This window comes from Streptomyces sp. NPDC004542 (assembly GCF_040610035.1).
Classification (GTDB): Bacteria; Actinomycetota; Actinomycetes; order Streptomycetales; family Streptomycetaceae; genus Streptomyces.
Map to the genome: position 1 here is coordinate 170,326 of NZ_JBEXLP010000001.1, position 25,604 is coordinate 195,929.

The 25,604-nt window shown below is 71.5% G+C and carries 23 protein-coding genes and 3 pseudogenes; 11 read left to right on the forward strand and 15 right to left on the reverse strand.

Features of this window, described 5'->3' with window-relative positions; translation table 11 throughout:
- Positions 1 to 27: 27 nt before the first annotated feature.
- A complete protein-coding gene (locus ABZX30_RS00830) occupies positions 28 to 3,498 on the forward strand; it encodes a DNRLRE domain-containing protein (protein WP_355927068.1) in 3,471 nt (1,156 codons plus the stop codon).
- Positions 3,499 to 3,650: 152 nt separating this feature from the next.
- Here ABZX30_RS00830 and ABZX30_RS00835 read toward each other — a convergent pair whose 3' ends face one another.
- The 3 genes from ABZX30_RS00835 to ABZX30_RS00845 form a co-directional block, all read right to left on the reverse strand.
- On the reverse strand, positions 3,651 to 3,914 hold the full coding sequence (locus tag ABZX30_RS00835; RefSeq protein WP_355927071.1) for a TM2 domain-containing protein: 264 nt from the start codon (positions 3,912 to 3,914) through the stop codon (positions 3,651 to 3,653).
- A gap of 236 nt (positions 3,915 to 4,150) precedes the next feature.
- Positions 4,151 to 4,570: a DUF2752 domain-containing protein gene (locus ABZX30_RS00840; RefSeq protein ID WP_355927074.1), complete on the reverse strand. Its 420-nt coding sequence runs from the start codon at positions 4,568 to 4,570 to the stop codon at positions 4,151 to 4,153.
- Positions 4,563 to 4,967: a TM2 domain-containing protein gene (locus tag ABZX30_RS00845; RefSeq protein ID WP_355927076.1), complete on the reverse strand. Its 405-nt coding sequence runs from the start codon at positions 4,965 to 4,967 to the stop codon at positions 4,563 to 4,565. Before ABZX30_RS00845 ends, ABZX30_RS00840 begins: the two co-directional genes overlap by 8 nt.
- 190 nt (positions 4,968 to 5,157) lie before the next feature.
- On the opposite strand from ABZX30_RS00845, the gene ABZX30_RS00850 reads away from it, so the two are divergent.
- The 5 genes from ABZX30_RS00850 (at position 5,158) to ABZX30_RS00870 (ending at position 8,048) form a co-directional block, all read left to right on the forward strand.
- Positions 5,158 to 5,568, forward strand: a complete 411-nt coding sequence (locus ABZX30_RS00850) for a VOC family protein (RefSeq protein ID WP_355927079.1) — start codon at positions 5,158 to 5,160, stop codon at positions 5,566 to 5,568.
- Positions 5,569 to 5,660: 92 nt separating this feature from the next.
- Complete coding sequence (locus ABZX30_RS00855) at positions 5,661 to 6,068, forward strand: hypothetical protein (RefSeq protein ID WP_355927080.1); 408 nt, start codon at positions 5,661 to 5,663, stop codon at positions 6,066 to 6,068.
- A gap of 32 nt (positions 6,069 to 6,100) precedes the next feature.
- Positions 6,101 to 6,610: a DCC1-like thiol-disulfide oxidoreductase family protein gene (locus ABZX30_RS00860; protein WP_355927083.1), complete on the forward strand. Its 510-nt coding sequence runs from the start codon at positions 6,101 to 6,103 to the stop codon at positions 6,608 to 6,610.
- 10 nt (positions 6,611 to 6,620) lie between these two features.
- On the forward strand, positions 6,621 to 7,343 hold the full coding sequence (locus ABZX30_RS00865) for a TetR family transcriptional regulator (RefSeq protein WP_355927085.1): 723 nt from the start codon (positions 6,621 to 6,623) through the stop codon (positions 7,341 to 7,343).
- Between the two features lie 90 nt (positions 7,344 to 7,433).
- Positions 7,434 to 8,048, forward strand: a complete 615-nt coding sequence (locus ABZX30_RS00870; RefSeq protein WP_355927087.1) for a Uma2 family endonuclease — start codon at positions 7,434 to 7,436, stop codon at positions 8,046 to 8,048.
- On the opposite strand, the gene ABZX30_RS00875 is transcribed toward ABZX30_RS00870, so the two are convergent.
- Positions 8,041 to 10,464: an MMPL family transporter gene (locus tag ABZX30_RS00875; RefSeq protein ID WP_355927089.1), complete on the reverse strand. Its 2,424-nt coding sequence runs from the start codon at positions 10,462 to 10,464 to the stop codon at positions 8,041 to 8,043. The genes ABZX30_RS00870 and ABZX30_RS00875 overlap by 8 nt on opposite strands.
- 184 nt (positions 10,465 to 10,648) lie before the next feature.
- On the opposite strand from ABZX30_RS00875, the pseudogene ABZX30_RS00880 reads away from it, so the two are divergent.
- A pseudogene (locus tag ABZX30_RS00880) lies at positions 10,649 to 11,037 on the forward strand (response regulator); the annotation flags it as partial.
- 201 nt (positions 11,038 to 11,238) lie between these two features.
- On the opposite strand, the gene ABZX30_RS00885 reads toward ABZX30_RS00880, so the two are convergent.
- The 3 genes from ABZX30_RS00885 to ABZX30_RS00895 form a co-directional block, all read right to left on the reverse strand.
- Positions 11,239 to 12,780 carry an ABC transporter substrate-binding protein gene (locus ABZX30_RS00885; protein ID WP_355927092.1) on the reverse strand — a complete coding sequence of 514 codons (1,542 nt, stop codon included), beginning with the start codon at positions 12,778 to 12,780 and terminating at the stop codon, positions 11,239 to 11,241.
- A gap of 198 nt (positions 12,781 to 12,978) precedes the next feature.
- Positions 12,979 to 14,316, reverse strand: a complete 1,338-nt coding sequence (locus tag ABZX30_RS00890) for a metallophosphoesterase (protein WP_355927093.1) — start codon at positions 14,314 to 14,316, stop codon at positions 12,979 to 12,981.
- A gap of 40 nt (positions 14,317 to 14,356) precedes the next feature.
- Positions 14,357 to 14,596, reverse strand: a complete 240-nt coding sequence (locus ABZX30_RS00895) for a hypothetical protein (protein WP_355927095.1) — start codon at positions 14,594 to 14,596, stop codon at positions 14,357 to 14,359.
- Here ABZX30_RS00895 and ABZX30_RS00900 point away from each other — a divergent pair.
- Entirely contained in the window at positions 14,595 to 15,851 is a 1,257-nt protein-coding gene (locus ABZX30_RS00900; protein WP_355927098.1) for a D-alanyl-D-alanine carboxypeptidase, read from the forward strand. The genes ABZX30_RS00895 and ABZX30_RS00900 overlap by 2 nt on opposite strands.
- A gap of 49 nt (positions 15,852 to 15,900) precedes the next feature.
- Here ABZX30_RS00900 and ABZX30_RS00905 read toward each other — a convergent pair whose 3' ends face one another.
- The 4 genes from ABZX30_RS00905 to ABZX30_RS00920 are packed head-to-tail and all read right to left on the reverse strand — an operon-like array spanning position 15,901 to position 18,677.
- Entirely contained in the window at positions 15,901 to 16,809 is a 909-nt protein-coding gene (locus ABZX30_RS00905; protein WP_355927100.1) for a YihY/virulence factor BrkB family protein, read from the reverse strand.
- The gene (locus ABZX30_RS00910; RefSeq protein ID WP_355927102.1) at positions 16,797 to 17,225 is read right to left on the reverse strand and encodes a GtrA family protein; all 429 of its coding nucleotides are present in this window, start codon (positions 17,223 to 17,225) and stop codon (positions 16,797 to 16,799) included. Before ABZX30_RS00910 ends, ABZX30_RS00905 begins: the two co-directional genes overlap by 13 nt.
- Positions 17,222 to 18,172 (reverse strand): decaprenyl-phosphate phosphoribosyltransferase, encoded by a 951-nt coding sequence (locus ABZX30_RS00915; RefSeq protein ID WP_355927104.1) that lies wholly within the window; start codon positions 18,170 to 18,172, stop codon positions 17,222 to 17,224. Before ABZX30_RS00915 ends, ABZX30_RS00910 begins: the two co-directional genes overlap by 4 nt.
- Positions 18,165 to 18,677, reverse strand: a complete 513-nt coding sequence (locus ABZX30_RS00920) for a phosphatase PAP2 family protein (RefSeq protein WP_355927105.1) — start codon at positions 18,675 to 18,677, stop codon at positions 18,165 to 18,167. Before ABZX30_RS00920 ends, ABZX30_RS00915 begins: the two co-directional genes overlap by 8 nt.
- A gap of 133 nt (positions 18,678 to 18,810) precedes the next feature.
- Here ABZX30_RS00920 and ABZX30_RS00925 point away from each other — a divergent pair, with 133 nt between their 5' ends.
- Both ABZX30_RS00925 and ABZX30_RS00930 read left to right on the forward strand, forming a co-directional pair.
- Positions 18,811 to 20,160 (forward strand): FAD-binding oxidoreductase, encoded by a 1,350-nt coding sequence (locus ABZX30_RS00925; RefSeq protein ID WP_355927108.1) that lies wholly within the window; start codon positions 18,811 to 18,813, stop codon positions 20,158 to 20,160.
- Between the two features lie 88 nt (positions 20,161 to 20,248).
- A complete protein-coding gene (locus ABZX30_RS00930; RefSeq protein ID WP_355927111.1) occupies positions 20,249 to 21,007 on the forward strand; it encodes a decaprenylphospho-beta-D-erythro-pentofuranosid-2-ulose 2-reductase in 759 nt (252 codons plus the stop codon).
- 203 nt (positions 21,008 to 21,210) lie between these two features.
- On the opposite strand, the gene ABZX30_RS00935 is transcribed toward ABZX30_RS00930, so the two are convergent.
- The 4 genes and pseudogenes from ABZX30_RS00935 to ABZX30_RS00950 form a co-directional block, all read right to left on the reverse strand.
- A complete protein-coding gene (locus ABZX30_RS00935) occupies positions 21,211 to 21,798 on the reverse strand; it encodes a 2'-5' RNA ligase family protein (RefSeq protein ID WP_355927114.1) in 588 nt (195 codons plus the stop codon).
- 186 nt (positions 21,799 to 21,984) lie between these two features.
- Positions 21,985 to 22,998: a tryptophan--tRNA ligase gene (gene trpS / locus ABZX30_RS00940; RefSeq protein ID WP_355927117.1), complete on the reverse strand. Its 1,014-nt coding sequence runs from the start codon at positions 22,996 to 22,998 to the stop codon at positions 21,985 to 21,987.
- Between the two features lie 77 nt (positions 22,999 to 23,075).
- A complete protein-coding gene (locus tag ABZX30_RS00945) occupies positions 23,076 to 24,527 on the reverse strand; it encodes a glycine hydroxymethyltransferase (RefSeq protein WP_355927120.1) in 1,452 nt (483 codons plus the stop codon).
- Positions 24,528 to 24,870: 343 nt separating this feature from the next.
- Positions 24,871 to 25,287 (reverse strand): annotated as a pseudogene (locus tag ABZX30_RS00950) (glutathionylspermidine synthase family protein); the annotation flags it as partial.
- A 3-nt stretch (positions 25,288 to 25,290) separates the two neighbouring features.
- On the opposite strand from ABZX30_RS00950, the pseudogene ABZX30_RS00955 reads away from it, so the two are divergent.
- Positions 25,291 to 25,527 (forward strand): annotated as a pseudogene (locus ABZX30_RS00955) (hypothetical protein); the annotation flags it as partial.
- Between the last annotated feature and the right edge of the window lie 77 nt (positions 25,528 to 25,604).

The following is a 25,604-nucleotide window of genomic DNA, read 5'->3' on the forward strand; positions in this document are numbered from 1 at the left end:
GAACAAGGGGGAGGGGACAGCCGCCCAATGACTCGCAACTGGCGCCGTGCGCCCAGCCGTCGTGCAAGCGTGGCGCTGATGGCGACCGCACTCATGACGACAGGGATCGTCTACGTGGGGTCCCGGACGGACGGTGCGGGCACGGGAGACCGAAGTGGCCGCGACGCGCTCGCCCAGACCGTCACCGAGCCGACCGCACTCGCTCTGGCGGCCCGCACCCACAAGAATGTCGAGGTGACCGCCGCGCGGACCTCACACTCGACCACGTGGGCCCGCCCCGACGGTCTGATGGTGAAGCGTCTCTACTCGTCACCGATCCGAGCAAAAGTAGGCGGCGGGTGGAAGAAGCTCGATCCGAGCCTGCATCGTACGAAGGCCGGATGGGAGCCGAAGGCCACCAACACACGCGTGGTCTTCTCGGCCGGCTCGTCGACGCGCAGCAAGAGCCGGGCCTCGCGATCAGCCGTACGCCGTATCTCCCTGCTACAGGACGCGGCGGCGGACGACGGAACCCCCCTGGTCACCCTCCACGTCGGCGAGCACGACATCCAGCTCACCTGGCCCGGGACCGTTCCCACTCCGATCATCGCCGGCAACCGTGCCCTTTACCCGGACATCTTTCCGGGCGGTGACCTCGTCCTCACCGCCGACGACGACGGTTTTGCACAGCTCGTCGTGCTGAAAGACCGGCAGGCGGCCTCCGACCCACACGTCCGGCAGCTGGCATACGGCCTCCATTCCGCCGACCTCACCTTCCGGCTGGACCCCGCTTCGGGCATCGTCGGCGCGGAGAACGCCCATGGAGACGAGATCGCGATGTCGCCCACCCCGCTGATGTGGGACAGCAGCGGGGCCCCAGCCGTCAGCGACAGCAGCGTGGGGGAATCCGCCCAGCCGACGGAGCCCGAAAACCCGGACCCATCCGACTCCGCCTCCCCCGACCCCGGCGACACCCCTACCACCGCTGGGGAAGACCCCATCGAGTCGGACGAGCAGAGCGACACCGACGTCGAGGTCCTTCCCTCGGCCAGTGACGGCCCCGAGCCCTCAGTGTCGGAATCCCCCCTGCCATCAGTTCCCGCGGAGCCCACGCCCGTTCCCTCACAGACCGGATCAGCGGCGACTCTGGGTCTTCCCTCGCTCGACGGCCCCTCGCCCGACTCGCTCGGCGCGCTCGTCGAGGCCGACCTGTCCGCGGGCAAGTGGACGCTCACACCGGATCAGGAGTTCCTGGGCGACCCGGCCACCACCTACCCGGTGTTCATCGACCCTTCGGTGAAGAAGCACACCCAGAACTGGACCACCGCCTACGACCGCTTCCCCAAAGCCACCTTCTACAACGGCAAGGGGTTCAACAAGGGCGGCAGCCATGAAGCCCGCGTCGGCTTCGAGTCCGACACCTGGGGCACCTCGCGGTCGTTCTTCAACATCTCCTTCGACAAGGATCTGAAGGGCACCAAGATCACCAGCGCGAAGCTGCGCATGCTGGAGACCTATTCCTGGTCCTGCAGCGACCGCTCGATGAGTGTGCACCTCACCGGAGAAATCGACTCCCACACCAACTGGAGCAACGCGCCCAAGCTCCACGACGGCAACAAGCTGGCCACCAAGAGCTTCGCACACGGGTGGAAAGCCTCCCGCTGCCATGACGCGTTCGAAGCATTCGACGTGAAGAAGGGTGCCCAGAAGGCCGCCGACCAGGGCGACGAGACCATCACCTTCGGGCTGCGCGCCCGCGATGAGGACTCCCAGTACGCGTGGAAGAAGTTCCAGGCCGACGGCGACTACGCCCCCGTCCTGGAACTCGTCTACAACCGCAGGCCCACGATCGTCTCCGGCTCCCTGGACCTCGGCCCCGAGGCCAAGTGCACCACGACGACGCCGTACGTGCGGATGGGATCGGGTGATCTGACCTTCACCGCCAAGGGTACGGACAAGGACAAGAACCTCGACTATCTCGATTTCGACCTCTGGCCGACGGGCAAGTGGGACAGCATCGGTGACCTGTTGAAATCAGCCGGCAAGAAGTCCGTCGGCGGTGACACGGACACCGCCCTGCGCACCGCGGTCTTCTCCACCAGCACACTCAAGAACGGCACCGTCTACTCCTGGCGGGTCAGAGCCGTCGACGACGCGGGAAGTTCGTCGGCCTACTCGCCTTCCAAGACACCGTGCCGGTTCGTCCTGGACACCGCCGCGCCGAAACCGCCCAAGGTCAGCTCCACCGACTTCCCGAACGCCGACGGTGATGAGAACGGCTTCGGCAGCGACGACGAGGACACCCGTTGGAGCACGAAGAAGTTCGGTACGCCCGGCTCCTTCACCGTACGTGCCCTCAACACGGACGTGGTGCGGTACGAGTACGGGTTCAACTCGGCCAGCTACCCCTTCCACATCGACCGGAAGGCGGGTACGGCCACCAGTGTCAGCGCGACCATCGCGGACGCGCGGCCTCCGACCGCCGGCCCGAACGTGCTGTACGTGCGCACCGTCGACAGCGCGGGCAACGCATCCGATCCCACGAAGTACTTCTTCTACGTCGCGCCCCGGGACCAGGCCGATGCCCCGGGCGACTTCACGGGCGACAAGATGGCCGACCTCATGGTCGTCACCGAGGGCGGCAACCTGGCCATGTATCCGTCGCAGGCCGACAAGGACGACCCGGCCAAGGGAACCGGTGACCTGGACTACTCGATGTCGGGTGCCTACCGGGCCAACCCCGACAAGGACCCCAACGGCGACGAGTTGCCACCGTATGTTGCGGCTTCCTCCGGTCACTTCAAAGGCGCCCTGATCACTCACAACGGTGACATATACGGCGGTGACGGGCTTCAGGACCTCGTCGTCCGCCTGGGCGGCAAGCTGTGGGTCTATCCCGGAGACGGCTACGGAGCCGTCAACGTCGACAAGCGCCGGGAGATCCTGCTGCCGGACGGAGCGCCCAGCCCTGCAGACATGACCCAGATCGTCAGCGCCGGAGACGCCACCGGCGACGGACGCACCGACTTCTTCGCGACTGTCAAAAGCGGCGCCGACGACGAGCTCTGGGCACTGACCGGGTACCACGGTGCCACCATCGACCAGGCGATCAGACTCTCGGCCTCCGCGTGGAAGGACCGGGATGTGGTCACCGTCCAGGACATCACCGGGGACGGTGTCACCGACCTCCTCTACCGCACCGACGTCACCGGGAGGCTTCTGCTGCGCAAGGGCATCGCCGCGTCCGGCGGTGGGGTCAACCTCGACTCGCTGGCTTCCGCAGCCAACTCTTCCGGTGGCGTCGACACCGAATACGGCGCCTCGGGCTGGAACAGCGGCAGCATCCCGCTTCTGATCGGTACGCCCAGCGTCAACGGAGACTCGATCCCCGACATCTGGGCCATTCGCTCCGACGGATCTGTCCGGTTCTACGCAGGCAGCAAAACAGCTCTTACTGGATCGGGAACAGAGATCATCGCCGCAAAGGACTACTGGAAGACCCGGATCGCCATCGGGTGAGGTCGCCGCTGCCTGCGCGGGGCCGGCAGTGCGGCGAGGCAGCCGGCCCGGCAGTGACGTTTCCGGTGGCTTTCCGAAGGCCCCGCTTGCAGGTTGTCCCGCTTGCAGGTTGTCCCCTGTGAGCGGGGGCCCTCGCCGTATGCGTGTCGGGGTCAGCCGCGCAGGATGCGGCCCTGCTTGTCCGTGCGGTCGTTGCTCGTGAGGAACAGGATGCCGTCGATCAGCGCCCAGAGCCCGAGGCCGCCGCAGGTGAAGAGCTGGGCGAGGCCCACGCCGACGGAGCCGACGTAGAAGCGTCCGATGCCGAGGGAGCCCAGGAAAATCTGGAGGATACCGGCGACGATCTTGGACTTGTCGGAGTACGGGCGCCCCAGCGGGTCGACGCCGTAGGGGGCCTGCGGGGTGGGGACGGTCATGAGCGCTGCTCCTGGGGTGACTGCGGGAGGCCGGGGCGGCCTGTTCCGGAACGGGAGGTCCAGGAGGCATGCGACGAGAAGAACACCTGCGTCGACCGACGTCGACCGACGTCCGCGCACGGCTGCGGCCGTGCCAGGACATCCCCCCTGTGAACTGCGAGCTTAAAGAGGACAGAGGGGAGAAAGGGAGTGGAGATGATCCACTGTTCCTAATTCGTGATCAAGTTCGGTCATTTTCAGGCGATGTTCCTGGCCACCGTCCACGTCACGGCGATACCGAGGACGGCCGCCAGGGCCCTCGGGCCGAGGCGCGGATGCCAGGTGCGGCCGTGCAGGCCCTCCCAGCTCCAGCGGGCCAGGAGCGTGAGCGCGTACGGCGAGGCGAGCAGCAGGACGCGGTTGTCCAGCCAGGCCTGCGCGACGTGGCCGTGCATCACGTCGTACGCCATGCGGGTGCCGCCGCAGGCGGGGCAGAGCAGGCCGGTGACGAGGCGGAACGGGCACCGGGGGAGGACGTGGCCGGGCTGGTGCGGGTCGGTGACGTAGAGGTAGGCGGAGCCGGCCGCGCCGGCGGCGAGCACCGCGAGGGGGGCCGCCGCCGGGTGCCGCAGCACGGCCGCGCGCTCCCGGACGGAGCGGCGCAACGCGTCAGCCACGCAGGATCCGCCCGTCGGCGTCGGTCTTGTCGTTGCTGGTCAGCAGGATGATGCCGTCGATCAGCGCCCAGAAGCCGAGGCCTCCGCAGGTGAAGAGCTGGGCGAGGCCGATGCCGACGTTGCCTATGTAGAACCGGCCGACGCCGAGGCTGCCCAGGACGAGCTGGAGGATACCGGCGACGATCTTCGACTTGTCTGAGTAGGGACGGCCGTAAGGGTCGTAGCCGTAGGGGGCGTTGGGGTCGCCGGTGAAGGTGCCGGGAGGCACGTAACCGGGGGCGGGGTAGCCGCCGGGCTGGGGGTAGCCGTACGGGCCGGGGCTGCCGGCCGTGGGGTACCCGTAGCCGGGCTGCGGGGGCTGGGGCGGCTGCTGCGGCTGCTGCGGCTGTTCGGACACGGCTGATTCTCCCGGGGCCAGGCGATCTGATGATCTACATACGAGATGAGTGCAGGCCATCTTGCAGGAGAAATGCGGCCAGGCTCCTACCGGGGTGCCCTTGATCCGGTTCGGCCGTCCCCGCCTCCGGGCGAGTGACCCCACGGTCAGCCCCCGCCGGTAGCCGCCGCGGGGCACCTAATGTGATGGCATGTCAGATGAAGAGTCCTACGAACTGCTCGGCTTCGACAACGTGCTGCTGCCCGTCGGGGACCTCGGTGAGGCCGTGGAGTTCTACGAGCGGGCCGGCTTCGTCGTGGGGTTCCGGTTCGACGAGGCCGGGATCGTCCTGCTGAAGGTCGGGGGCGAGACGCCCGGGATCCTGCTGCGGGTGGAGCACGGGCTCGGGCACCGGCCGCCGGCCTGGCCCTCGGCCCGGCTGTGGCTGGAGGTGCCGGACGCGCGCACGGCACTCCGCAGGCTCGCCGACGCCGGGATCGAGCCGCTCGACGAGCCCCTCTCCACGGCCACGGGGCGGACCGTGGAGTTCGCCGACCCGTGGGGGAACGTCTTCGGGTTCACGGACTACACCAAGCGGCCGGAGCTGGCCCGGCGGTCCTGAAGACATGAGTTGAACATGTTCAAAAACAGGTCTACAGTCACTGCTGTCAGCGTTTTGAACGTGTTCAAGAAGTGTCGAGAAGGGGTGGGGGCATGGACCGCACGGTCATCGCCTACGTCATCTACCTGGTGGTCAGCATCGCGCTGACCATCTGGGTGGCCCGGACGCTCAGCCACAACGGCCGGGTGTTCCTCGCGGACGTGCTGCAGGGGAACGAGAAGCTCGCCGACGCCGTCAACCACCTCCTGGTGGTCGGCTTCTACCTGGTCAACCTCGGCTTCGTGGCGCTCTACCTGAGCGGCGACGAAGCCATCGAGGACACCCGCGGGATCTTCGAGGCGCTGTCGACCAAGCTGGGCGTGGTGCTGCTGGTGCTCGGGGTGATGCACCTGGGCAACGTGTACGTGCTGAACCGGATCCGCCGGCGCGGCGTCATGGAGCGGGAGCAGATCCCGCCCGTCGCCCCGCAGGGCTGGACCGCGCCGTCGGCCGGGGCGTGAGCGCGGTGGCGGACACCGGGGACCGGGGCGCCGTGCGTGTCCCGGTCCGCGGGCTGACCGTGCTGTACGACGCCGACTGCGCCCTGTGCGCCTTCGTACGGGACTGGCTCGTACGGCAGCGGCAGCTGGTACCGCTGGAACTGGTCCCGGCGGGGTCCGACGAGGCGCGGGCCCGGTTCCCCTCGCTGGATCACGGCGGGACCCTGGACGAGATCACCGTGGTGGGGGACGCCGGGCAGGTCTACCGCGGCGCGACCGCCTGGGTCGTCGTCCTGTGGGCCCTGCGCGAGCACCGCCCGCTCGCCCACCGGCTCAGCACGCCGGCCGGCGCGGCGCTGGCCAAGGGCGCGGTGCTGGCGGCGGCGCGGTGGCGGGGCGCGCAGTGGGGCGGGAAGGCGTACCGAAGGGCGGCAGTCAACGGGGGCGGCGCGCAGCGCCTCGTTGAGGGGCGGGGCTCGGGCGGCGGGTGGGCGTACCGCCCGAGTCAGGGCTGGAGCTATGCCCCGCCGGGCTGTGACGGCGGTACCTGCGGCAGTCGTTAGGCTCGGGTCCGTGTCCGCGAAGAACGAAGCCAGCAAGTCCGAGCAGACCCGCGCGCTGATCCTTCAGACGGCGATGCGGCTGTTCCAGGAGCGCGGCTACGACAAGACGACCATGCGGGCCATCGCCAAGGAGGCCGGCGTCTCCGTCGGCAACGCGTACTACTACTTCGCCGGCAAGGAGCACCTGATCCAGGGCTTCTACGACCGGATCGCCGCCGAGCACCAGGTGGCGGTCCGGGAGGTCCTGGACCGGGAGACCGACCTCGAGGCCCGGCTCGCGGGCGTGCTGCGGGCCTGGCTGGACATCGCCACGCCGTACCACGAGTTCGCGGTGCAGTTCTTCAAGAACGCCGCCGACCCCGACAGCCCGCTCAGCCCCTTCTCCCCCGAGTCGGAGCACGCCCGTCTGGAGGCCATCAGCGTCCACCGGGAGGTGCTGGCGGGCACGAAGACCAAGGTGCCCGAGGAACTGCGGGACATCCTGCCCGAGTTGATGTGGCTCTCACAGATGGGGCTCGTCCTGTACTGGGTCTTCGACCGGACCGAGGGACGCGAGCGGAGCTACCGGCTCGCCGAGCGGGGCGCGCGGCTCACCGCGCGGGGCGTGTACCTGGCGCGGTTCCGGGTGCTGCGGCCGCTGCTGCGGGAGGTGCACGAGCTGTTCACGGACTTCCTGCCGGGGATGACGAGGGCGCTGCCGGATCCGGCGGGGCGGGGGCGGCAGGACGGGTGATCACTTCCGGGTGACCGGTCGCGAAGGGGACATCCGGCGCCCGGCCTGCCTACGATGATGTTCTCGACACCAGCCCCTAGGAGGCACGCGATGTCCGCTGCATCCGTCGAGCAGCCCTTCGACGACGAGCCGTTCTCGCTCACGGCCCTCGCCGACGAGATCATGGAGCGCCATCCGGGCTACCGCGTCGAGATCATCGGAGGCCACCTCATCGTGACCCCATCCCCGGATGCCCCCCACGCCCGCGCGCTGACGAAGCTCATGCGTCCCTTCATCGCGGCGGGACTCGACGACGACGAGACCGAGGTCCTCCAGAACGTCGGCCTCTGGCTGCCCACCGGCGCCGAGGACTACGCCATCCCCGACCTCGTGGTGGTCGACGCCGACATCGACGACCACTACGTCGACAACAACGCGTACGACCCGGTGTGCTTCCGTCTCGTCCTGGAGGTCACCTCCGGAAACTGGAAGGACGACCTCAAGACGAAGGTCGCCGCCTACGCGGAGGCCGAGGTGCCGGTCTACGTCGTCGTGGACCGCAAGCACCAGCGTCTCCACGTGCTCGCGGAACCGGCCGGGGGCACCTACCAGTACCACCGGCCGCATGCCCCCGGCGAGCTCGTCACCCTGCCCGACTCCATCGGCGCCAAGGTCACCCTCGACGTCGACCAGATCCTCAAGGCCGGGCAGAGGAAAGCTAACTGACCGCGTCCACCTCCCCCTCCGCCACCTCGACGTCGTACACCAGCGGCCCGTCCCCCACGACCACGTGCCGTGCCTTGGCGCCGTGCGCCCCGGCCGTGACCGCGAGCAGGTACGAGCCCGGTCCCGGCACCGACACGATGTACGAGCCGTCCGCCAGGGACGTCACCCGGTCCAGCCGGCGCCCGCCCTTGGACAGCAGGGTCACCGCGGCGCCCCCCACCGGCTCGCCGTCGGCCGTGCGGACGTAGCCGTGGACCACCGAGGCGGCGCCCTCCGCGCCCCCGGCGGGTACGGCCTGGGCTTCCTCCTCCTTCGGCTCCACCGCGAGGTGCGGCAGCCGCTTCTCCAGCCACGTGGGAAGCCACCAGTTGGCCTTCCCCATCAGGTGCATCACGGCCGGCACCAGTGCCGTACGCAGGACGAACGCGTCGAGCGCGACCGCCGCCGCCAGGCCCACGCCCGCCATGGACGCGCCCGAGTCGCCGCTGAGGACGAAGGCCATGAAGACACACACCATGATCAGGGCCGCGGAGTTGATCACCCGGCTGGTCTCGGTGAGGCCGACGCGGACCGCGCGGGCGTTGTCCTTCGTGTGCACCCACTCCTCGTGCATCCGGCTGACCAGGAACACCTGGTAGTCCATGGACAGGCCGAAGAGCAGGGACAGCATGATGACCGGCAGGAAGGCGTTGATCGGGCCCTCCTTGCCGAGGCCGAGCAGGTCCAGGCCCCAGCCCCACTGGAAGATCGCGACGAGGACGCCGAAGGAGGCCGCCGCCGCGATCAGGTTCATCACCGCGGCCGTCAGCGGCACCAGCAGGGACCGGAACGCGATCAGCAGGAGCAGGAAGCCGAGGCCGATGATCGTGGCGATGAAGTAGGGGAGGCGGTCGCCGGTGACGGACGCGAAGTCCTTGGAGACCGCGGTGACCCCGCCGACGTGGGCCCGCACCCCCGCCTCGGGGATCACCTCGTCCCGCAGGGTGTCGATCAGGTCGTCGGTCTCCTTCGACTGCGGTGAGCTCTTCGGGATCACCTGCACCACCGTGACGCCGCCGCGCGCGGGCACCGCGCCGGCCTGGGCGACCCCCTCGGTCGCCCGGATGTCCTTCACCAGGGCGTCCGTGTCACCGCCCGCGACGACCACCTGCAACGGGCCGTTGAAGCCGGGGCCGAAGCCCTCGGCGAGCAGGTCGTAGGCCTTGCGGGTCGTGGTGGACGCGTCGTCGTTGCCCTGGTCCGTCGCCCCGAGGCGCAGGGACAGCACCGGCAGGGCCAGCACGGCCATGACGACGAGGGCGAGCACGGCGGTCGTACGGGGGCGCTTCTGGACGCCCGCCGACCAGCGTGCCGCGAGACCGCTCGCCCGCTCCTGCTCGGGGCCGTGTTCGGCCAGGCGGCGGCGCTGGCGGCGGCTGAGCACGCGCGGGCCGAGGAAGCCCAGCAGGGCCGGGAGGAGGGTGGTGGCCGCGAGGACGCTGAGCACGACCGTGAGCGAGGTGCCGATGACCACGCCGTCCAGGAAGCGCAGGTTCGTCACCAGCATGCCGGCCAGCGCGATGCACACCGTGCCGCCGGCGAACAGCACCGCCCGGCCGGAGGTGTTGAGGGCGATGACCGCCGACTCCTCGGGGTCCATGCCCCGCAGGATGCCGCGCCGGTGCCGGGTGACGATGAACAGCGCGTAGTCGATGCCGACGCCGAGGCCGATCAGGGAGGACAGCAGCGGCGCCAGGTCGGGGATGTCGGTGGTGTGGCTGAGCAGCTGGACGCCGAACAGGCCCATGCCGACGCCGAAGACCGCGATGCCGATCGGCAGCAGCATCGCGAGGAGCGAGCCGAAGGCCAGGAACAGCACGACGGCCGCGGCGAGGAGACCGACCGACTCCGCCAGCCCCTGCGGCGGCTGCTGCACCCGCTGGACGGCCTGGCCGCCCAACTCGACTTCGAGACCGCCGCGTTCGGCGCCCCGCGCGGTGTCGAGGACCTTCTGGACCAGGTCCTTGGGTACGGCGTTCGCCTGCTCGGCGAACGTGATCCGGGCGTAGGCGATCCGCCCGTCCCGGCTGATCTGCGCCGCCCCCCGGGCACCGTCGTAGGGGCCGGTGACCTCGCCGACGCCCTTCATCCTCGCGATCTCGTCCAGCGCGGGCTGGACGCGGGACTGCACGGACGCGTCACGCACCGATCCGCCGTCGGTCTTCCACACCACCGTGTCGGTGTCGCCCGCGCTGTCCGGGAAGGCCTTCTCCATCAGGTCGTACGCCCGCTTGGAGTCCGTGTTCGGGAGGGAGAAGACGTTCGCGTAGTCCGTACCCGCCGCCGAGGCCGCGAAGCCCAGGCCGAACAGCGCCCCCACCCACAACACCAGGACCACCAGCCGGTGCCGATAGCACCACCGTGCCCATGCCGTCACGCTCAACGCTCCTTGAAAAGATCTTCACTTCTTCGGTCGGTCCCCCAGGTCCTGGCTCCAGGATCGGCATCGGCACACCCGCGGGGACACGTGACGCGCATGACTCTCAAGGAACTCCAAAGCACGATCCGCCCCCGGCACCGGCGGCCCCGCCGATACCGGGGACATGACGGCTCCAGGAACCGTGCTGGTCGTGGAGGACGAGGAGAGTATCGCGGACGTCCTCTCCATCGCCCTGCGCTACCACCGCTTCGAGGTGATGACCGCGGGCACCGTGCGCTCGCCGAACGCAACCGGCCCGACGGCGCCCTGCTCGACGCCGCCCTGCCCGACGTCATGCTGCCGGACGGGGACGGCCGCGCCCTGGGCCGCGAACTGCGCGCCCGGCAGCCGGAACCGGCGCTGGTCTTCCTCACCGCGCGCGACTCCCCCGCCGAGGTGGTCGGCGCCCTCGGCTTCGGCGACGACTACATCACCAAGCCGTTCGACCTCGACGTCGTCGTCGCCCGGATCCGCGCGGTGCTGCGCCGCACGCGGCCCGCCGACGTCATCCCCGAGCGCCCGCCCGTACGGCCCTGAACCGCCCGCCTCGGACCGCCCCGGACACCACGACCGCGACAGCCACGCGCCGCCACAGCGGGACGGGCGGCACGCCCTGGGCCCTCCGGTCCGCGCACGGCGGCGCGGTGGCGGTGCGGACGGCGCCCGGGAAGGGGCTCGCGGTGACGGTGACCCTGCCCGAACGCCCGCCCGTACGGCCCTGAACCGCCCGCCTCAGATCCACTCCAGACGCCACAGGCGGAACAGGCCGGTGCCGTCGACGAGGTACTGCCCGCCGCCGACGTCCTCACTGCTGACGACGTACTCCTTGCGCTGCCACAGCGGGATGAGGGGCACGTCCTCGGCCACGTCCTGCTGCAGGGTGCGGAAGTCCTGGGCGACCCGGCGGCGGTCGGCGTACCGCTGGCTGTCCTGGATGAGGTTGTCGACGAGCTTGTTGCTGTAGCCGGTGCTCATCGTGGAGCCGGTGCCGACGAGCGAGGCGCCGAAGGTGTCCGGGTCGGGGTAGTCGGCGACCCAGCCGACCGCCCAGGCGTCCAGCTTGCCGCCCGCCCACAGCTTCTGGAAGGCGGTCCACTCGTAGCCCTTGAGGTCCACCTTGAACAGGCCGCCGGCCTCGAGCTGTTTCTTCAGCTCCGCGGCCTCCTCGGCGGAGGCGCCGCGGCCCTTGCCGTAGCCGAAGGTGAAGTGCACCGGGGTGGTGATCCCGGCCTCGGTGAGCAGCTGCCTCGCCTTCTGGGTGCTCTGCTCGGGGTAGTCGTCGAAGAACGACGTGGTGTGGCCGGTGAGCCCGGCCGGGATCAGCGAGTACAGCGGTTCCACGGTGCCGTGGTACACGGTCGCGGCCAACTGCTGCCGGTTGACCAGCCAGGCCAGGGCCCGCCGGACGCGGACGTCGTGCAGCGGCGAGCTCGCGCGGGTGTTGAGGTAGAGGTTGCGGGTCTCGGAGCTGTCGGACTCCGTGACGCGCCGGCCCGGGTCGCTCGCGGACAGGCCGGACAGGACGCCCGGCGGCAGCGTGCGGGTGGCCACGTCGATCCGCCCGGCCTTCCAGGCGGCGTTCAGCTTGTCCGAGTCGCCGTAGTAGCGCAGCTCGACGGGGCGGCCGGTGCCGTTCACGTCGCCCTTGTAGGAGGAGTTCGGCTCCAGGGTGGCCAGCTTGTCCTTGGTGTACCCGGTGAGCCGGTACGGGCCGGTGCCGTCGACCCCGTTGCCGGTCCGCAGGCCGTCCGCCGGGTACTTGTCCCGGTCGACGATCGAACCGGCGCCGGTGGCCACCTTGTACGGGAAGGTGGCGTCCGGGGACGAGAGGTGGAAGGTGACGGTGTCGCCCTCGGCGGTCACCGAGCCGAGGGTGGCGAACAGGGACGCCGGGCCGACCTCGGAGTTGATCTTCTTGACCCGGTCGAAGGAGTACTTCACGTCCTCCGCGGTCATCGCCCGGCCGCTCGGGAAGGTGATCCCGGACCGCAGTTCACACCGGTAGGCCGTCAGCCCGCTGCCGACGAACACGCAGCTCCTGGCCGCGTCCGGCACCGGCGTGACACCGTCCGGATCGAAGGTCATCAGCGACTGGAAAACGTTGCCGAACAACGCCCAGGAGCCCGCGTCGTAGGCGCCGGCCGGGTCGAGCGACGTGACGGCGTCCGTCGTGCCGACCGTGATGGTCTTGTCCTTGTCCTCCTGTGACGGAAGCAGTTGCCAGCCGCCGATCCCCACGGCTGCCAGAACGAGAAAACCCGCAAGAATCCGCATGCGAACCGATCGCACGGTCGTGCCCTCCCCAGGCCCTGCCCGAGCCCTGCCCAGGCCCTGCGCACACCCGCCACCCCCTAGTGGCGCGGCTCACCTAATCACACGGGTTTGAGCCGGGGGAAGGGCGGTCTGCCGAGATGAGAAAGAACTTACCCGGGCGGTGCGGCCTCCGGATCCCCCAGTTCCCTCACGGCTTGTTCAAAGGGTCGTCAGTTCGATCACGGTGATGTCCGAGGGGGCGCCCACCCGGGTGGGCGGACCCCACGCCCCCGCGCCCCGGCTGACGTACAGCTGGGTGTCGCCGTAGCGCTCCAGTCCCGCGACGGTCGGGTTGGCGGCCGCCGCGACGAGGCTGCCCGGCCAGAGCTGGCCGCCGTGGGTGTGGCCGGAGAGCTGCAGGTCGACGCCGTACCGGACGGCCTCGTGGATCTGCACCGGCTGGTGGGCGAGCAGCACGCACGCGCGTGCCGTGTCCCGGTCGCCGAGCGCCCTGCCGAAGTCGGGGCCCTGCCCCTCGCTCTCGCCCTGGAGGTCGTTGACACCGGCGAGGTCGAAGTACGGCAGTTCGGTACGGGCGTTCTCCAGCGGGTGCATCCCCAGCTCCCGCACCTCCTCCACCCACTGCCGGGCGCCGGAGAAGTACTCGTGGTTGCCGGTGACGAAGTACGCCCCGTGCCGAGCCCGCAGCCCCGCCAGCGGCGCCGCGGCCGGACCCAGGTCCTTGACGCTGCCGTCCACCAGGTCCCCCACGACCGCGATGAGGTCGGGCTGGGTGCCGTTGACGGTGTCGACGACCTTCCGCGCGAAGTCCCGGCCGAGAACGGGACCGAGGTGGATGTCGCTGACCACGGCGATCCGGAACCCGCGTGCGGCGCGCGGGAGTCTGGCCAGCGGGACGGTGACCCGCTTCACCCTCGGACCGCGCAGCACGCCGTAGGTGCCGTAGCCGACGGTGGCCACGGCCGCGGTGGCGGCGGCGCCGCCGACCACCCGGGAGACGAAGAGGCGCCGGGAGGGCGCGAGCGGGGACGCCCGGTCGGGCGCCTGGGACTCCCCGGGCGCCTGGGACTCCCCGGGCGCCTGGGACTCCTCGGGCCCCTCGGGCTCCGGAGGCGCCCCGGCCTCCTCCGGGGCCTGCTGCCGCGGTACGGGTACGGCCGCCGGGGCCGTCGCCGCCCGGGCCGGTACGGCCACGGGCACCGGGGCGGTACGGCCCCGCCGCACCGGCAGCCGTCGCAGCACGGGCCGTACCGCCTCCCCGGCCACCACCGCCAGCAGCAGGTAGAGCGCGAGGGCCATCCACAGGAAGCCGGGCCAGGCGAGGGTGCGCTGGAGCCAGAACGGGGCGCCGGCGCGTTCGGCGACCGGGGCGGCGGCCATCAGCACCGGGCCGGCCACGAAGACGGCCGTCCCCGCGCGGCGTGCCGGGCCGGGGCCCGCCGTCGTGTCGCGGACCAGGCGGCGCCAGACGTACCAGTGCAGGACCGCGACGACGGCCAGGACCGCCAGGGCGACGAGCGCGAAGACGATGACCACGTGGTGGTGTCCCCCGTGCTTTAGGTTGTGACGGTTTCCGTTACGACGTGCGGCGCAGTGCGCGCAGACCGCGCAACCCGATGACCCCGATGACCGTCCCCCATACGAAGGAGACGACCGCCAGCGTCAGGTGCACCCAGAAGTAGGCCGTCGGGTGGCCGTCGTCGAAGGCGAGACCGCTGCTGTCCTTGACGAGATTCTTGACGAAAGTGACCCAGATGACCCAGCTCCACACCCCGAAGGCGAGCAGGAACCAGGACACCGGGCGGCTGAGCTTCATGCGTTCAGTATCGCCGGGGTCCGTCGGGCGCCGCGCCCGGGGTGGGAGCCTGCTGGTCACCTCCGCCGCCCTGCTGTCCGCCGCGCTCGCCACGCCCGTCGCCGTCGCCGCGCCGGCCCCCTCGACGAGCCCGTCGGCCACTCCCCCGGCGGGCATGTCGACGGTCGGCGGCATCCGTCTGGGCCGGCCCGGCACGCAGGCCGACCTGGGCAGTGGGGCCCCGGTGCTGCCCAAGGACGTCACCGCGCGCTCCTGGATCGTCGCCGACGCCGAGTCGGGGGAGGTGCTGGCCGCGCACAACGCGCACTGGCGGCTGCCTCCCGCGAGCACGCTGAAGATGCTCTTCGCCGACACGGTCCTGCCGCGCTTCCCGAGGACGACCGAGCACAAGGTGGTCCCGGCCGACCTGGCGGGCATGGGCGCCGGCTCGAGCGTGGTCGGGATCAAGCCGAACCGCACCTACACCGTCCACGACCTGTGGCTCGGCGTCTTCCTGCGCTCCGGCAACGACGCGGTGCACGTCCTGTCCCGGATGAACGGCGGCATCCGGCAGACCGTCGAGGACATGCAGGCCCACGCCGACGACCTGCAGGCCCTCGACACCCATGTGGTCAGCCCCGACGGCTACGACGCGCCGCAGCAGGTGTCGTCGGCGTACGACCTGACGCTGTTCGCCCGCTCGGGACTGCAGAAGAAGGACTTCCGGGACTACTGCTCGACCGTGACCGCGACGTTCGGCTCGGGCGAGATCCGGAACACCAACCGGCTGCTCAGCGGCGACACCGACGTCCCGGTCTACCGGGGCATCGCGGGTGTGAAGAACGGCAACACCACCGACGCGGGCGCCACCTTCACCGGCGTCGCCGAACGCGGCGGCCACGTCCTGCTGGTCACCGTGATGAACCCGGAGAGGCAGGAGCACAACGAGGTCTACAAGGAGGCCGCCCGGCTCTTCGACTGGGGCTTCCAGGCGGTCGGCAAGGTCCAGCCGGTGGGCGAGCTGGTACCGCCGAAGAGCGCGGCGCGGGCGACCGCCCGGCCCGGCCCCACCCCGTCGGCCGGGCAGGCCGGCGGTACGGGCACCGGCGGGGCGCCGTCGAAGCCGGTGGCCGTCGGCCCGTCCGGTGGCCGGCGCGGCGTCGGCATCGCCGGGGCGGTCGCCGGAGGCCTGCTGGTGCTGCTGGCCGGCGGGGCGTTCCTGGTCAACCGCCGCTGGCCGGTGCCGGACCTCGTACGACGACGGACCCGCCCCTGAGCCCGGCCCCTTCGCACCGCGTCACCGGGGACCGGCGGGAAGTTCCCGGTCAACCGCCGCTGGCCGCTGCCGGACCTCGTACGACGGCGGGGCCGTTCGTGAGTTCGGCCTCCCTGCTCCGCGTCGCCGTCCAGGAGGCGCAGAACAGGACCAGTTTCGCGGTGAAGTCGATCCACAGCAGCAGGGCGACCGGCACGCCGAACGCGCCGTACATGCTCTTCGAGGCGACTCCCTGGATGTAGCCGCTGATCAGCAGCTTCAGCAGTTCGAAACCGACCGCTCCGGTGAGCGCCGCGACGAGCAGGCGGTGGCGGGGCGGTTCGACACCGGGCAGCAGGGTCAGCACGTACAGCAGGACCAGGAAGTCGGCGAGGACGGCGACGGCGAACGCGACGACGCGGAGCAGCGCGCTGCCCCAGCCGTGTTCGTCGAGGCCGAGACCCCGGGCGGCCCAGCCGACCGCCGCGGAGGCGACGGTGGAGGCGACGAGCGTGACCAGCAGGGCGCCGCCGAGCCCGATCAGGATCCCGGCGTCCTTGGCCTTGCGCAGGAGGAGGTTCTCCTCGGTGTCGGGCAGCTCCCACACCGCGCGCAGGCAGTCCCGCACCTGCCCGACCCAGCCGATGCCGGTGAGCAGCAGCAGCGCGCCCGCGATGACGCCGACGGTGCCGGCGTTCTGGACCAGCGAGCTGATGTCGAGCTGGTCGGAGATGCCGGGGAACTGCTCGGCGATCTTCTTCTCGACGTTCCGCTGCCGGGCCGGGTCGAGCGTGGCGGCGGCGACCGCGGCGGAGACGGTGAGCAGCGGGAACAGCGCGATGAAGCTGACGAAGGTCATGGCGGCGGCCAGCCGCGTCCACTTCACCCGGTCCAGGCGCTCGTACGAGCGCCACGCGTGCGTGGTCATCAGGCGGGCGAACAGCGGCCCGACGCCGGGGAGCTTCTTCAGCCAGTCCATGATCCGCTTCTGCCCTCGTCTCGGAAGACCCATGTCCGGGTACCCCAGAAGCGCAGGACTGTGGCCAGAGCCATGCCGATTCCGGCGCCGGAGACGGTGTCGGCACGCTGGGAGGTGAGGCCGAGGCCGTAGTGGCTGACGGTGAGGCAGCAGAGCTGGACGAGGGCGCCGGCGAGGTTCACGGCGACGAAGACGGCGTACGGGCGCAGGCCCCGGGGCCGGGTGCCGCGGTAGGGGCCGAGGGCGTTGCCGGCGTACGCGACCGTGCAGCCGGCCGCGAAGGAGAGGGACTTGGCGGTCAGCGGATCACAGCCGGCCGGGCCGCGCAGACAGGTGAAGAGGGCCAGGTCGACGGCGTAGGCGACGAGGCCCGCGGTGGCGAAGCCGAGGAGTTCGCGCCGGTGCACCGGGGTCACCAATCGGCCACCGCCAGGCCGTACATGGCCAGCCAGACCGCGCCGATCAGGGCCAGGGCGCGGTCGTGCAGGACCACCTCCTCCGGCTCGCCCGCGACCCCGCGGTCGGCGAAGACCGCGTACCTGAGGACCGCGAGGACGAAGGCGACCATGGACAGCTGCCGCCAGGGCAGCACGCTCGTGTGCGGCACACCGCCCTCCTCCAGGGCCCACATGCAGTAGGCGAGGACGGCGACACCGGCCGCCAGCTGCCAGACGAAGCGCAGGTATCCGGTGGTGTACTCGGTGAGCAGCGCGCGCGTGGCACCCGGCCGCCCGGTCGTCTGCACGGCTTCGGAGTAGCGCTTGGCCGACACCATGAACAGCGCCCCGAAGCCGGTGGTGATCAGGAACCAGCGGGACGGCGCGATGCCGAGCGCGACCCCGCCGATCACCGCGCGCATCAGGAAGCCGGTGGTGACCACGGCGAGGTCGACGACCAGCACGTGCTTGAGGGTGACGCAGTACGCCAGCTGCATGCCGAGGTAGGCCGTCAGCACGGCGGCGACGGCCGGCGAGGCCAGCCAGGCGGCACCCGCCGGGGCGAGCACGGCCAGGGTGCCCCCGGTGGCGTAGGCGACGGGCACGGGGACCCGGCCGGCGGCGACGGGGCGGCGGCACTTGGTGGGGTGGGCGCGGTCGGCCTCGGCGTCGCGGGCGTCGTTGACCAGGTAGACGGCGGCGGCGCAGGCGGTGAAGAGGACGAAGACCAGGGAGACCTGGATCAGCGCCTCCCGGGAGAAGAGCCGCCCGGCGGCGGCCGGGGCGGCGAGGACCAGGATGTTCTTGACCCACTGCTTCGGGCGGGTGGTCCGCAGCAGGCCGCCCAGGAGGGTGGCTGGGCGGCGCGGCGGTGAGGGGGGCCGCCCGCCGGGCGGGCGGTGTTCCAGCAGCGCGGTGTCAGCCACGGGTGCTCCCCCTCATCCAGCGCGCTCCCGCCCGTGCGGTCAGCACCCCCAGGGCGGCGCCCGCGGCCACGTCGGAGGGGTGGTGGACGCCCAGGACCAGACGGGACAGGCACATGGCGGCGGCGAGCGGCGGCACCGCGCGGATCCCGAGCGTGCCGAAGGCCACGGCGGCGGCCGCCGCGGAGGCGGCGTGCGAGCTGGGGAAGGAGTACCGGCCGGCGGTCCGTACCAGGGGCTGGACGTGCGTGGGGCGCGCGCGGCGCACGATCCGCTTCACGGCCGTGCTGGTGAGGTGCGCGCCCGCGACGAGCGCCGTGCCGCGCAGCCAGCAGCCGCGCCGGGCGCCGTCCACGGCGGCCCCGGCAAGGCCCGCCGTGAGCCACAGCGCGCCGTGTTCACCGGCCAGGGACAGTCCGCGGGCGGCGGACGCCACCCGCGGGTCGGCACCGCGGGCGTGGAGTGCAGAAAGGATCCGGTGGTCCAGGTCGCGATCCATGTCGTCCATGTGGATCCACTGTCCACGCCCGGACCGCTTTGCTTACGGCAATATCAAGCGACATCCCATTAATCACCCATTTCGGGGAGAGAGGGGATGTTCCGCAACTGACCGCTCACCCGCGGACGATACGGTCGCCGACATGCCTGGAGACACCGTCTGCGTCACGGGTTGGGGCCGCACCGCACCCACCGCCGCCCGGCTGGTCCGCCCGCGGACCCACGAGGAGGCCGCGGCCGCCGTCCGCGACTGCGGGGCCCGTGGCGGCATCGCGCGGGGCCTGGGGCGGGCGTACGGGGACGCGGCGCAGAACGCGGGCGGCGCCGTGCTCGACATGACCGGCCTGGACCGCGTCCACGCGATCGACGCCGGCGCCGGGACCGTACGGTGCGACGCGGGCGTCTCCCTGCACCGGCTGATGGAGGTGCTGCTGCCGCTCGGCTGGTTCGTGCCGGTGACCCCGGGCACCCGCCAGGTGACCGTCGGCGGGGCGATCGGCGCCGACATCCACGGCAAGAACCACCACGTCTCCGGGTCCTTCTCCCGCCACGTGCTGTCCCTGGACCTGCTCACCGCGGACGGCGGGATCCGCACCGTGCGCCCGGGCACCCCCCTGTTCGACGCGACCACCGGCGGCATGGGCCTGACCGGGGTGATCCTCACAGCCACCCTGCGGCTGCTGCCGGTCGAGACGTCGTACATGTCCGTCGACACCGAACGGGCCGCCGACCTCGACGACCTGATGGCCCGGCTGACCGCCGGCGACCACCGCCACCGCTACTCGGTCGCCTGGATCGACCTGCTCGCCCGCGGCGCCGCGACCGGCCGCGCGGTACTCACCCGCGGCGACCACGCGCCCCTGGAAGCGCTCGGCACGCGCGCGCGTCGGCGCCCCCTGGCCTTCCGCCCCCGCCGGCTCCCGGCCGCACCCGCGCTCGTACCGGAGGGCCTCGTCGGCCGCACGACCGTCGGACTGTTCAACGAGATCTGGTACCGCAAGGCGCCCCGCGCGCGGACCGGCGAGCTCAAGCCCGCCGCCGCCTTCTTCCATCCCCTGGACGGTGTCCCCCACTGGAACCGGATCTACGGCCGGACGGGCCTCGTCCAGTACCAGTTCGTCGTCGGACACGGCCAGGAGGACACCCTGCGCCGCATCGTGCGCCGCGTCTCCGAGCGCCGCTGCCCGTCCTTCCTCGCCGTCCTCAAGCGCTTCGGGGACGGCGACCCGGGCTGGCTGTCCTTCCCCCTGCCCGGCTGGACGCTCGCCCTCGACGTCCCGGCCGGGCTGCCGGGCCTCGGGACCTTCCTGGACGAGCTGGACGAGGAAGTGGCCGCCGCCGGCGGGCGCGTCTACCTGGCCAAGGACTCCCGGCTGCGTCCGGAACTGCTCGCCGCGATGTACCCACGGCTCGACGAGTTCCGGGCACTGCGCGCGGAACTGGACCCGAACGGGGTCTTCACGTCGGACCTCTCCCGCCGGCTCGGCCTCTAGTGGGCTCGGCCTCGAACGGGTTCAGCCCTCAGCCGGTCCAGCCCCCAGCCGGTCCGGTCTCCCGTCGGTTCGACCTCCAGGAGTTGTCGTGAAGGACGCTTTCGGAATTCCCCAGTCCCTGCTCGTCCTCGGCGGTACGTCCGAGATCGCGCTGGCCACCGCGCGCCGGCTGATCACCCGCCGCACCCGCACGGTCTGGCTGGCCGGCCGCCCCTCCCCCGCCCTGGAACAGGCGGCCGCGCAGCTGCGCGGCCTGCGGGCAGACGTGCGCACCGTCGCCTTCGACGCCCTCGACCCGGAATCGCACGAGGACGTGCTGGGCAAGGTCTTCGCCGAGGGCGACATCGACATGGTCCTGCTCGCCTTCGGCGTCCTGGGCGACCAGGCGATCGACGAGCGGGAGACGGCCGGCGCGATCCGGGTCGCGCAGACCAACTACACGGGGGCGGTATCGGCGGGTCTGGTCAGCGCCCGGGCCCTGCAGGCGCAGGGGCACGGCTCCCTGGTGGTGCTCTCCTCGGTGGCCGGCGAGCGGGCCCGCCGCTCGAACTTCATCTACGGCTCCAGCAAGGCCGGCCTCGACACCTTCGCCCAGGGCCTGGGCGACGCGCTGCACGGCACCGGCGTGCACGTCATGGTCGTACGCCCCGGATTCGTCCGGACGAGGATGACCGCCGGCCGCGCGCAGGCCCCTCTCGCCACCACGCCGGAGGCGGTGGCCACGGCCATCGAACTGGGGCTCAGGCGGCGCGCGGAGACGGTGTGGGTGCCGGGAGCGCTCCGGCTGGTGATGTCGGTGCTCCGGCACGCACCACGCGCGCTGTTCCGGCGGCTGCCGATCCAGTGACCCGGCGTCAGGGCTCCGCCCGCGGGGCGGCGGCGTCAGGGCTCCGCCCGCGGGGCGGCGGCGTCAGGGCTCCGCCCGCGGGGCGGCTAGAAGCGTCCTGAAGATCTTGAAATCGCGCCCGGCTTGCACCGGTTCACGGCGATTGACGTTTACCGGCAATCCAGGGCGAGCCGGGCGGCCGGAGCAAGACCTTCATCGGGCTTCTAACGGCTGGTGGTGGGGATGGTGTCGCGGTCCGCGGGCGTCGCCTGTGGGGGGACCACGGCGCCGCCGCCGAAGGTGAACTCCCGCAGCTTGCGCCACACCCTGTCGGCGCCCTGCTCGTAGAGGGCGAAGCCGGTGCAGGGCCACTCCGCCCGGTAGTCGGCGAGTTCCTCGAAGGCGCGGTCCATCGCCGCCTCGTCGATGCCGTGCGCCACCGTGACGTGCGGGTGGTACGGGAACTGGAGCTCACGGGCGAGGGGACCGGAGGCGTCGCGGATGTGCCGCTGCAGCCGGGCGCAGGACTCGGCGCCCGCCACGATCCGCACGTAGACCACCGGCGACACGGGCCGGAACGTGCCGGTGCCGGACAGCCGCATCGGGAACGGCCGGCCGGCCGTGGCCACCTCCGTCAGATGCGCCTCGACAGCCGGCAGTCCGGTGTCCTCGATCTCGGTCGGCGGCAGCAGTGTCACGTGGGTGGGAATGCCGTGAGCAGCGGCGTCGCCGAAGCCCGTGCGCCGCTCCTGGAGCAGGCTGCCGTGAGGCTCCGGGACCGCGATCGACACGCCGATCGTTACGGTCCCCACGTCGTCTCCTGTCGTCGCTCTGTTTCGTTCTCGTGCGTTCGTGCGCTCGTACGCCCGTGCGTTCTCGTCCGGAACGTACACAGCCGTCCGGCTATCGACTGTACGGCCACGGGTGTCCTGTGGGCAGGCGCGAGCGGAGTGATGTGCAGCGCTCCGCCCACCGGGACGTGCGTGCGGTCGTGCGCCTCAGTGCTTCGCGGGCAGGAAGCCCACCCGGTCGTACGTCTGGGCGAGGGTCTCCGCGGCCACGGCGCGTGCCTTCTCCGCGCCCTTGGCCAGGACCGAGTCGAGCGTCTCCGGGTCGTCCAGGTAGCTCTGGGTGCGCTCCCGGAAGGGCGTCACGAACTCGACCATCACCTCGGCGAGGTCGGTCTTCAGCGCGCCGTACATCTTGCCCTCGTAGTCGTGCTCCAGTTCGGCGATCGTCTTGCCGGTGAGCGTGGAGTAGATGGTGAGGAGGTTCGACACGCCCGGCTTGTTCTCGACGTCGTAGCGGATCACGGTGTCCGTGTCGGTGACGGCGCTCTTGACCTTCTTCGCGGTGGTCTTCGGCTCGTCCAGGAGGTTGATGACGCCCTTCGGCGTGGCCGCCGACTTGCTCATCTTGACGGACGGGTCCTGGAGGTCGTAGATCTTCGCCGTCTCCCTGAGGATGTACGGCTTCGGGACGACGAAGGTCTGGCCGAACCGGGTGTTGAAGCGCTCGGCGAGGTCACGGGTGAGCTCGACGTGCTGGCGCTGGTCCTCGCCGACCGGGACCTCCTGGGCCTGGTACAGCAGGATGTCGGCGACCTGGAGGACCGGGTACGTGAACAGGCCGACGGAGGCGCGGTCCGCGCCGTGCCGGGCCGCCTTGTCCTTGAACTGGGTCATGCGGGAGGCCTCGCCGAAGCCGGTGAGGCAGTTCATGACCCAGGCGAGCTGGGCGTGCTCGGGGACGTGGCTCTGGACGAACAGGGTGCAGCGGTCCGGGTCGAGCCCGGCCGCCAGCAGCTGGGCGGCGGCGAGACGGGTGTTCGTCCGCAGCTCCTTCGGGTCCTGCGGGACCGTGATCGCGTGCAGGTCGACGACCATGTAGAACGCGTCGTGGGTCTCCTGCAGGGCCACCCACTGGCGGACGGCGCCGAGGTAGTTGCCGAGGTGGAACGAGCCTGCGGTGGGCTGGATTCCGGAGAGCACGCGAGGTCGGTCAGTGGCCATGCACACCATTCTCTCAGGTGCGGGGGACCACTTTGACGGGAGCGCCCCGGAAGAGCGCTCCCGCCGGGAGTCCGCCGTCAGCCGAGGTCGATCTCCGGGTACAGCGGGAAGCCCGCCACCAGGTCCGTCGCCCGCTGGGAGATCTCCTCCGCCACCTTCGCGTCCAGGACGTGGGCGGCCTTGGAGGGGGCGCCCGACTTGGTGGTGCCCAGCTCGGTGGTGGTCAGGACGCGGTCGATCAGGCCCGCCACCTCGTCCATCTCGGCGGTGCCGAGGCCGCGCGTGGTCAGCGCGGGGGTGCCGACGCGGATGCCGGAGGTGTACCAGGCGCCGTGGGGGTCGGCGGGGATGGCGTTGCGGTTGGTGACGATGCCCGAGTCGAGGAGGGCCGCCTCGGCCTGGCGGCCGGTGAGGCCGTAGGAGGTGGCGACGTCGATCAGGTTGAGGTGGTTGTCCGTGCCGCCGGTGACGAGGGTGGCGCCGCGGCGCGTCAGGCCCTCGGCCAGGGCGCGGGAGTTGTCCACGATCCGCCGGGCGTAGTCCTGGAAGGCGGGCTGCCGGGCCTCCGCCAGGGCCACCGCCTTGGCGGCCATGACGTGCGGGAGCGGGCCGCCGAGGACCATCGGGCAGCCGCGGTCCACCTGGTCCTTGAGGGAGTCGTCGCACAGGACCATGCCGCCGCGCGGGCCGCGCAGGGACTTGTGGGTGGTCGTGGTGACGATCTGGGCGTGCGGGACCGGGTCGAAGTCGCCGGTGAGGACCTTGCCCGCGACCAGGCCCGCGAAGTGCGCCATGTCGACCATGAGCGTGGCGCCGACCTCGTCGGCGATCTCCCGCATGATCCGGAAGTTCACCAGGCGGGGGTAGGCCGAGTAGCCGGCCACGATGATCAACGGCTTGAACTCGCGGGCCTGGGCGCGCAGGGCGTCGTAGTCGATCAGGCCGGTCGCCGGGTCCGTGCCGTAGGAGCGCTGGTCGAACATCTTGCCGGAGATGTTCGGGCGGAAGCCGTGGGTGAGGTGGCCGCCGGCGTCCAGGGACATGCCCAGCATGCGCTGGTTGCCGAAGGCCTGCCGCAGCTCGGCCCAGTCGGCCTCGGAGAGGTCGTTGATCTGGCGGACGCCGGTCTTCTCCAGGAAGGGCGCCTCCACGCGGTCGGCGAGGACGGCCCAGAAGGCGACGAGGTTGGCGTCGATGCCGGAGTGCGGCTGGACGTAGGCGTGGCGGGCGCCGAAGAGTTCACGGGCGTGTTCGGCGGCCAGCGACTCCACCGTGTCGACATTGCGGCAGCCCGCGTAGAAGCGGCGGCCGACGGTGCCCTCGGCGTACTTGTCGCTGAACCAGTTGCCCATGGCCAGGAGCGTGGCCGGGGAGGCGTAGTTCTCGGAGGCGATCAGCTTGAGCATCTCACGCTGGTCGGCCACCTCCTGCCCGATGGCGTCGGCGACCCGCGGCTCGACGGCGCGGATCACGTCGAGGGCGGCGCGGAAGGCGGTGGACTCGGTGGACAGGGGCTGCTGCTCTGGCATGTCGGCCTCCGGACGGCGTTTCGTACAGCGTTCGCGTTCACGGCTCGGCCCAGGCGCACGGCACTCGTTCCCGACCGGGCCGCTCCCTGATGGTCGGTCCCATCCCAGCGCGCCAGTCACGGCCCGCTGGTCAGCCTACCGGGCGGGCCGGGCGGCACCGGTCCGGCGTCCACCATGCGAGCGGATCGGGTGCCCCTGATCTTGATGTCGTTCTCGCCGTGCCGGGCGACTTCGTGCCGGCCCGGTCGCCGTGCCGAGGGCCTCGTGCGGCAGGCCGCGGACGAGCCGGCCGCCGGCGCCCCGTGCCTGGTGGCCGGGGTGGAGTCCGGTCCGGACCCGGCCGCTAAAGGATCACGTGCGGCACGAAGCGGGCGTATTCGTCCGTGATCAGGCCCGAGGACTCCCGGATGCCGAGGCCCGCCGGCTCGTTCGCGACGACCCAGGCGCCGAGGACGGCGTGGTTGCCGTCGAAGGCGGGGAGGGGGGCCAGCTGCTGGTAGCAGCAGGGCTCGTCGCGTACGACGGGGGCGGTGCCCGGCGCGTGGAGGGTGACCCCCTCGCCCTCGCGGCCGAGGAGCGGCTTGGCGACGTAGCCGGTCGTGGCCGCCAGCTCGCGCGGGCCGTCGAGGTAGGCGGGGAGGAGGTTGGGGTGGCCGGGGTACAGCTCCCAGAGGACGGCGAGCAGGGCCTTGTTGCTCAGGAGCGTCTTCCAGGCGGGCTCGATCCACAGGGTGCTGCCGGTGCCGCCGCCGTTGTCGAGGGCGGCGGGGGTGCCGCGTTCCTGCTGCTGACCTCGGCCCTCCAGCGGGGCTCGGTGACGGCGGCCACCGCTGGGATGGTCATCGGGGAGACGCTCGGCCCGGCGGCCGTGGGCGTGGTGTGGCTGGGCGACCGGACGCGGGAGGGGCTGGCGTGGCTGGCCGTGCTGGGATTCCTCGTGGCGGTGGCGGGCGCGCTGGCGCTGGCGCGGTTCGGGGAGGCGCCGGCCGAGGCGGCCTGACGGCGCCCGGCCGGCTGTCGGCCCCGCTGTCGCCTCGTGAACGCCGTGACGTTTCTTCTCGTACTCGATGGCGTGAC

Excerpts from the sequence above, each read along its gene's own strand:
- ABZX30_RS00830 (WP_355927068.1), top strand. The coding sequence starts at position 28 with ATGACTCGCAACTGGCGCCGTGCGCCCAGCCGTCGTGCAAGCGTGGCG.
- ABZX30_RS00835 (WP_355927071.1), bottom strand. The coding sequence starts at position 3,914 with ATGACCGTCCCCACCCCGCAGGCCCCCTACGGCGTCGACCCGCTGGGG.
- ABZX30_RS00850 (WP_355927079.1), top strand. The coding sequence starts at position 5,158 with ATGTCAGATGAAGAGTCCTACGAACTGCTCGGCTTCGACAACGTGCTG.
- ABZX30_RS00855 (WP_355927080.1), top strand. The coding sequence starts at position 5,661 with ATGGACCGCACGGTCATCGCCTACGTCATCTACCTGGTGGTCAGCATC.
- ABZX30_RS00870 (WP_355927087.1), top strand. The coding sequence starts at position 7,434 with ATGTCCGCTGCATCCGTCGAGCAGCCCTTCGACGACGAGCCGTTCTCG.
- ABZX30_RS00885 (WP_355927092.1), bottom strand. The coding sequence starts at position 12,780 with ATGCGGATTCTTGCGGGTTTTCTCGTTCTGGCAGCCGTGGGGATCGGC.
- ABZX30_RS00900 (WP_355927098.1), top strand. The coding sequence starts at position 14,595 with ATGCGTTCAGTATCGCCGGGGTCCGTCGGGCGCCGCGCCCGGGGTGGG.
- ABZX30_RS00895 (WP_355927095.1), bottom strand. The coding sequence starts at position 14,596 with ATGAAGCTCAGCCGCCCGGTGTCCTGGTTCCTGCTCGCCTTCGGGGTG.
- ABZX30_RS00905 (WP_355927100.1), bottom strand. The coding sequence starts at position 16,809 with ATGGACTGGCTGAAGAAGCTCCCCGGCGTCGGGCCGCTGTTCGCCCGC.
- ABZX30_RS00920 (WP_355927105.1), bottom strand. The coding sequence starts at position 18,677 with ATGGACGACATGGATCGCGACCTGGACCACCGGATCCTTTCTGCACTC.
- ABZX30_RS00925 (WP_355927108.1), top strand. The coding sequence starts at position 18,811 with ATGCCTGGAGACACCGTCTGCGTCACGGGTTGGGGCCGCACCGCACCC.
- trpS (WP_355927117.1), bottom strand. The coding sequence starts at position 22,998 with ATGGCCACTGACCGACCTCGCGTGCTCTCCGGAATCCAGCCCACCGCA.
- ABZX30_RS00945 (WP_355927120.1), bottom strand. The coding sequence starts at position 24,527 with ATGCCAGAGCAGCAGCCCCTGTCCACCGAGTCCACCGCCTTCCGCGCC.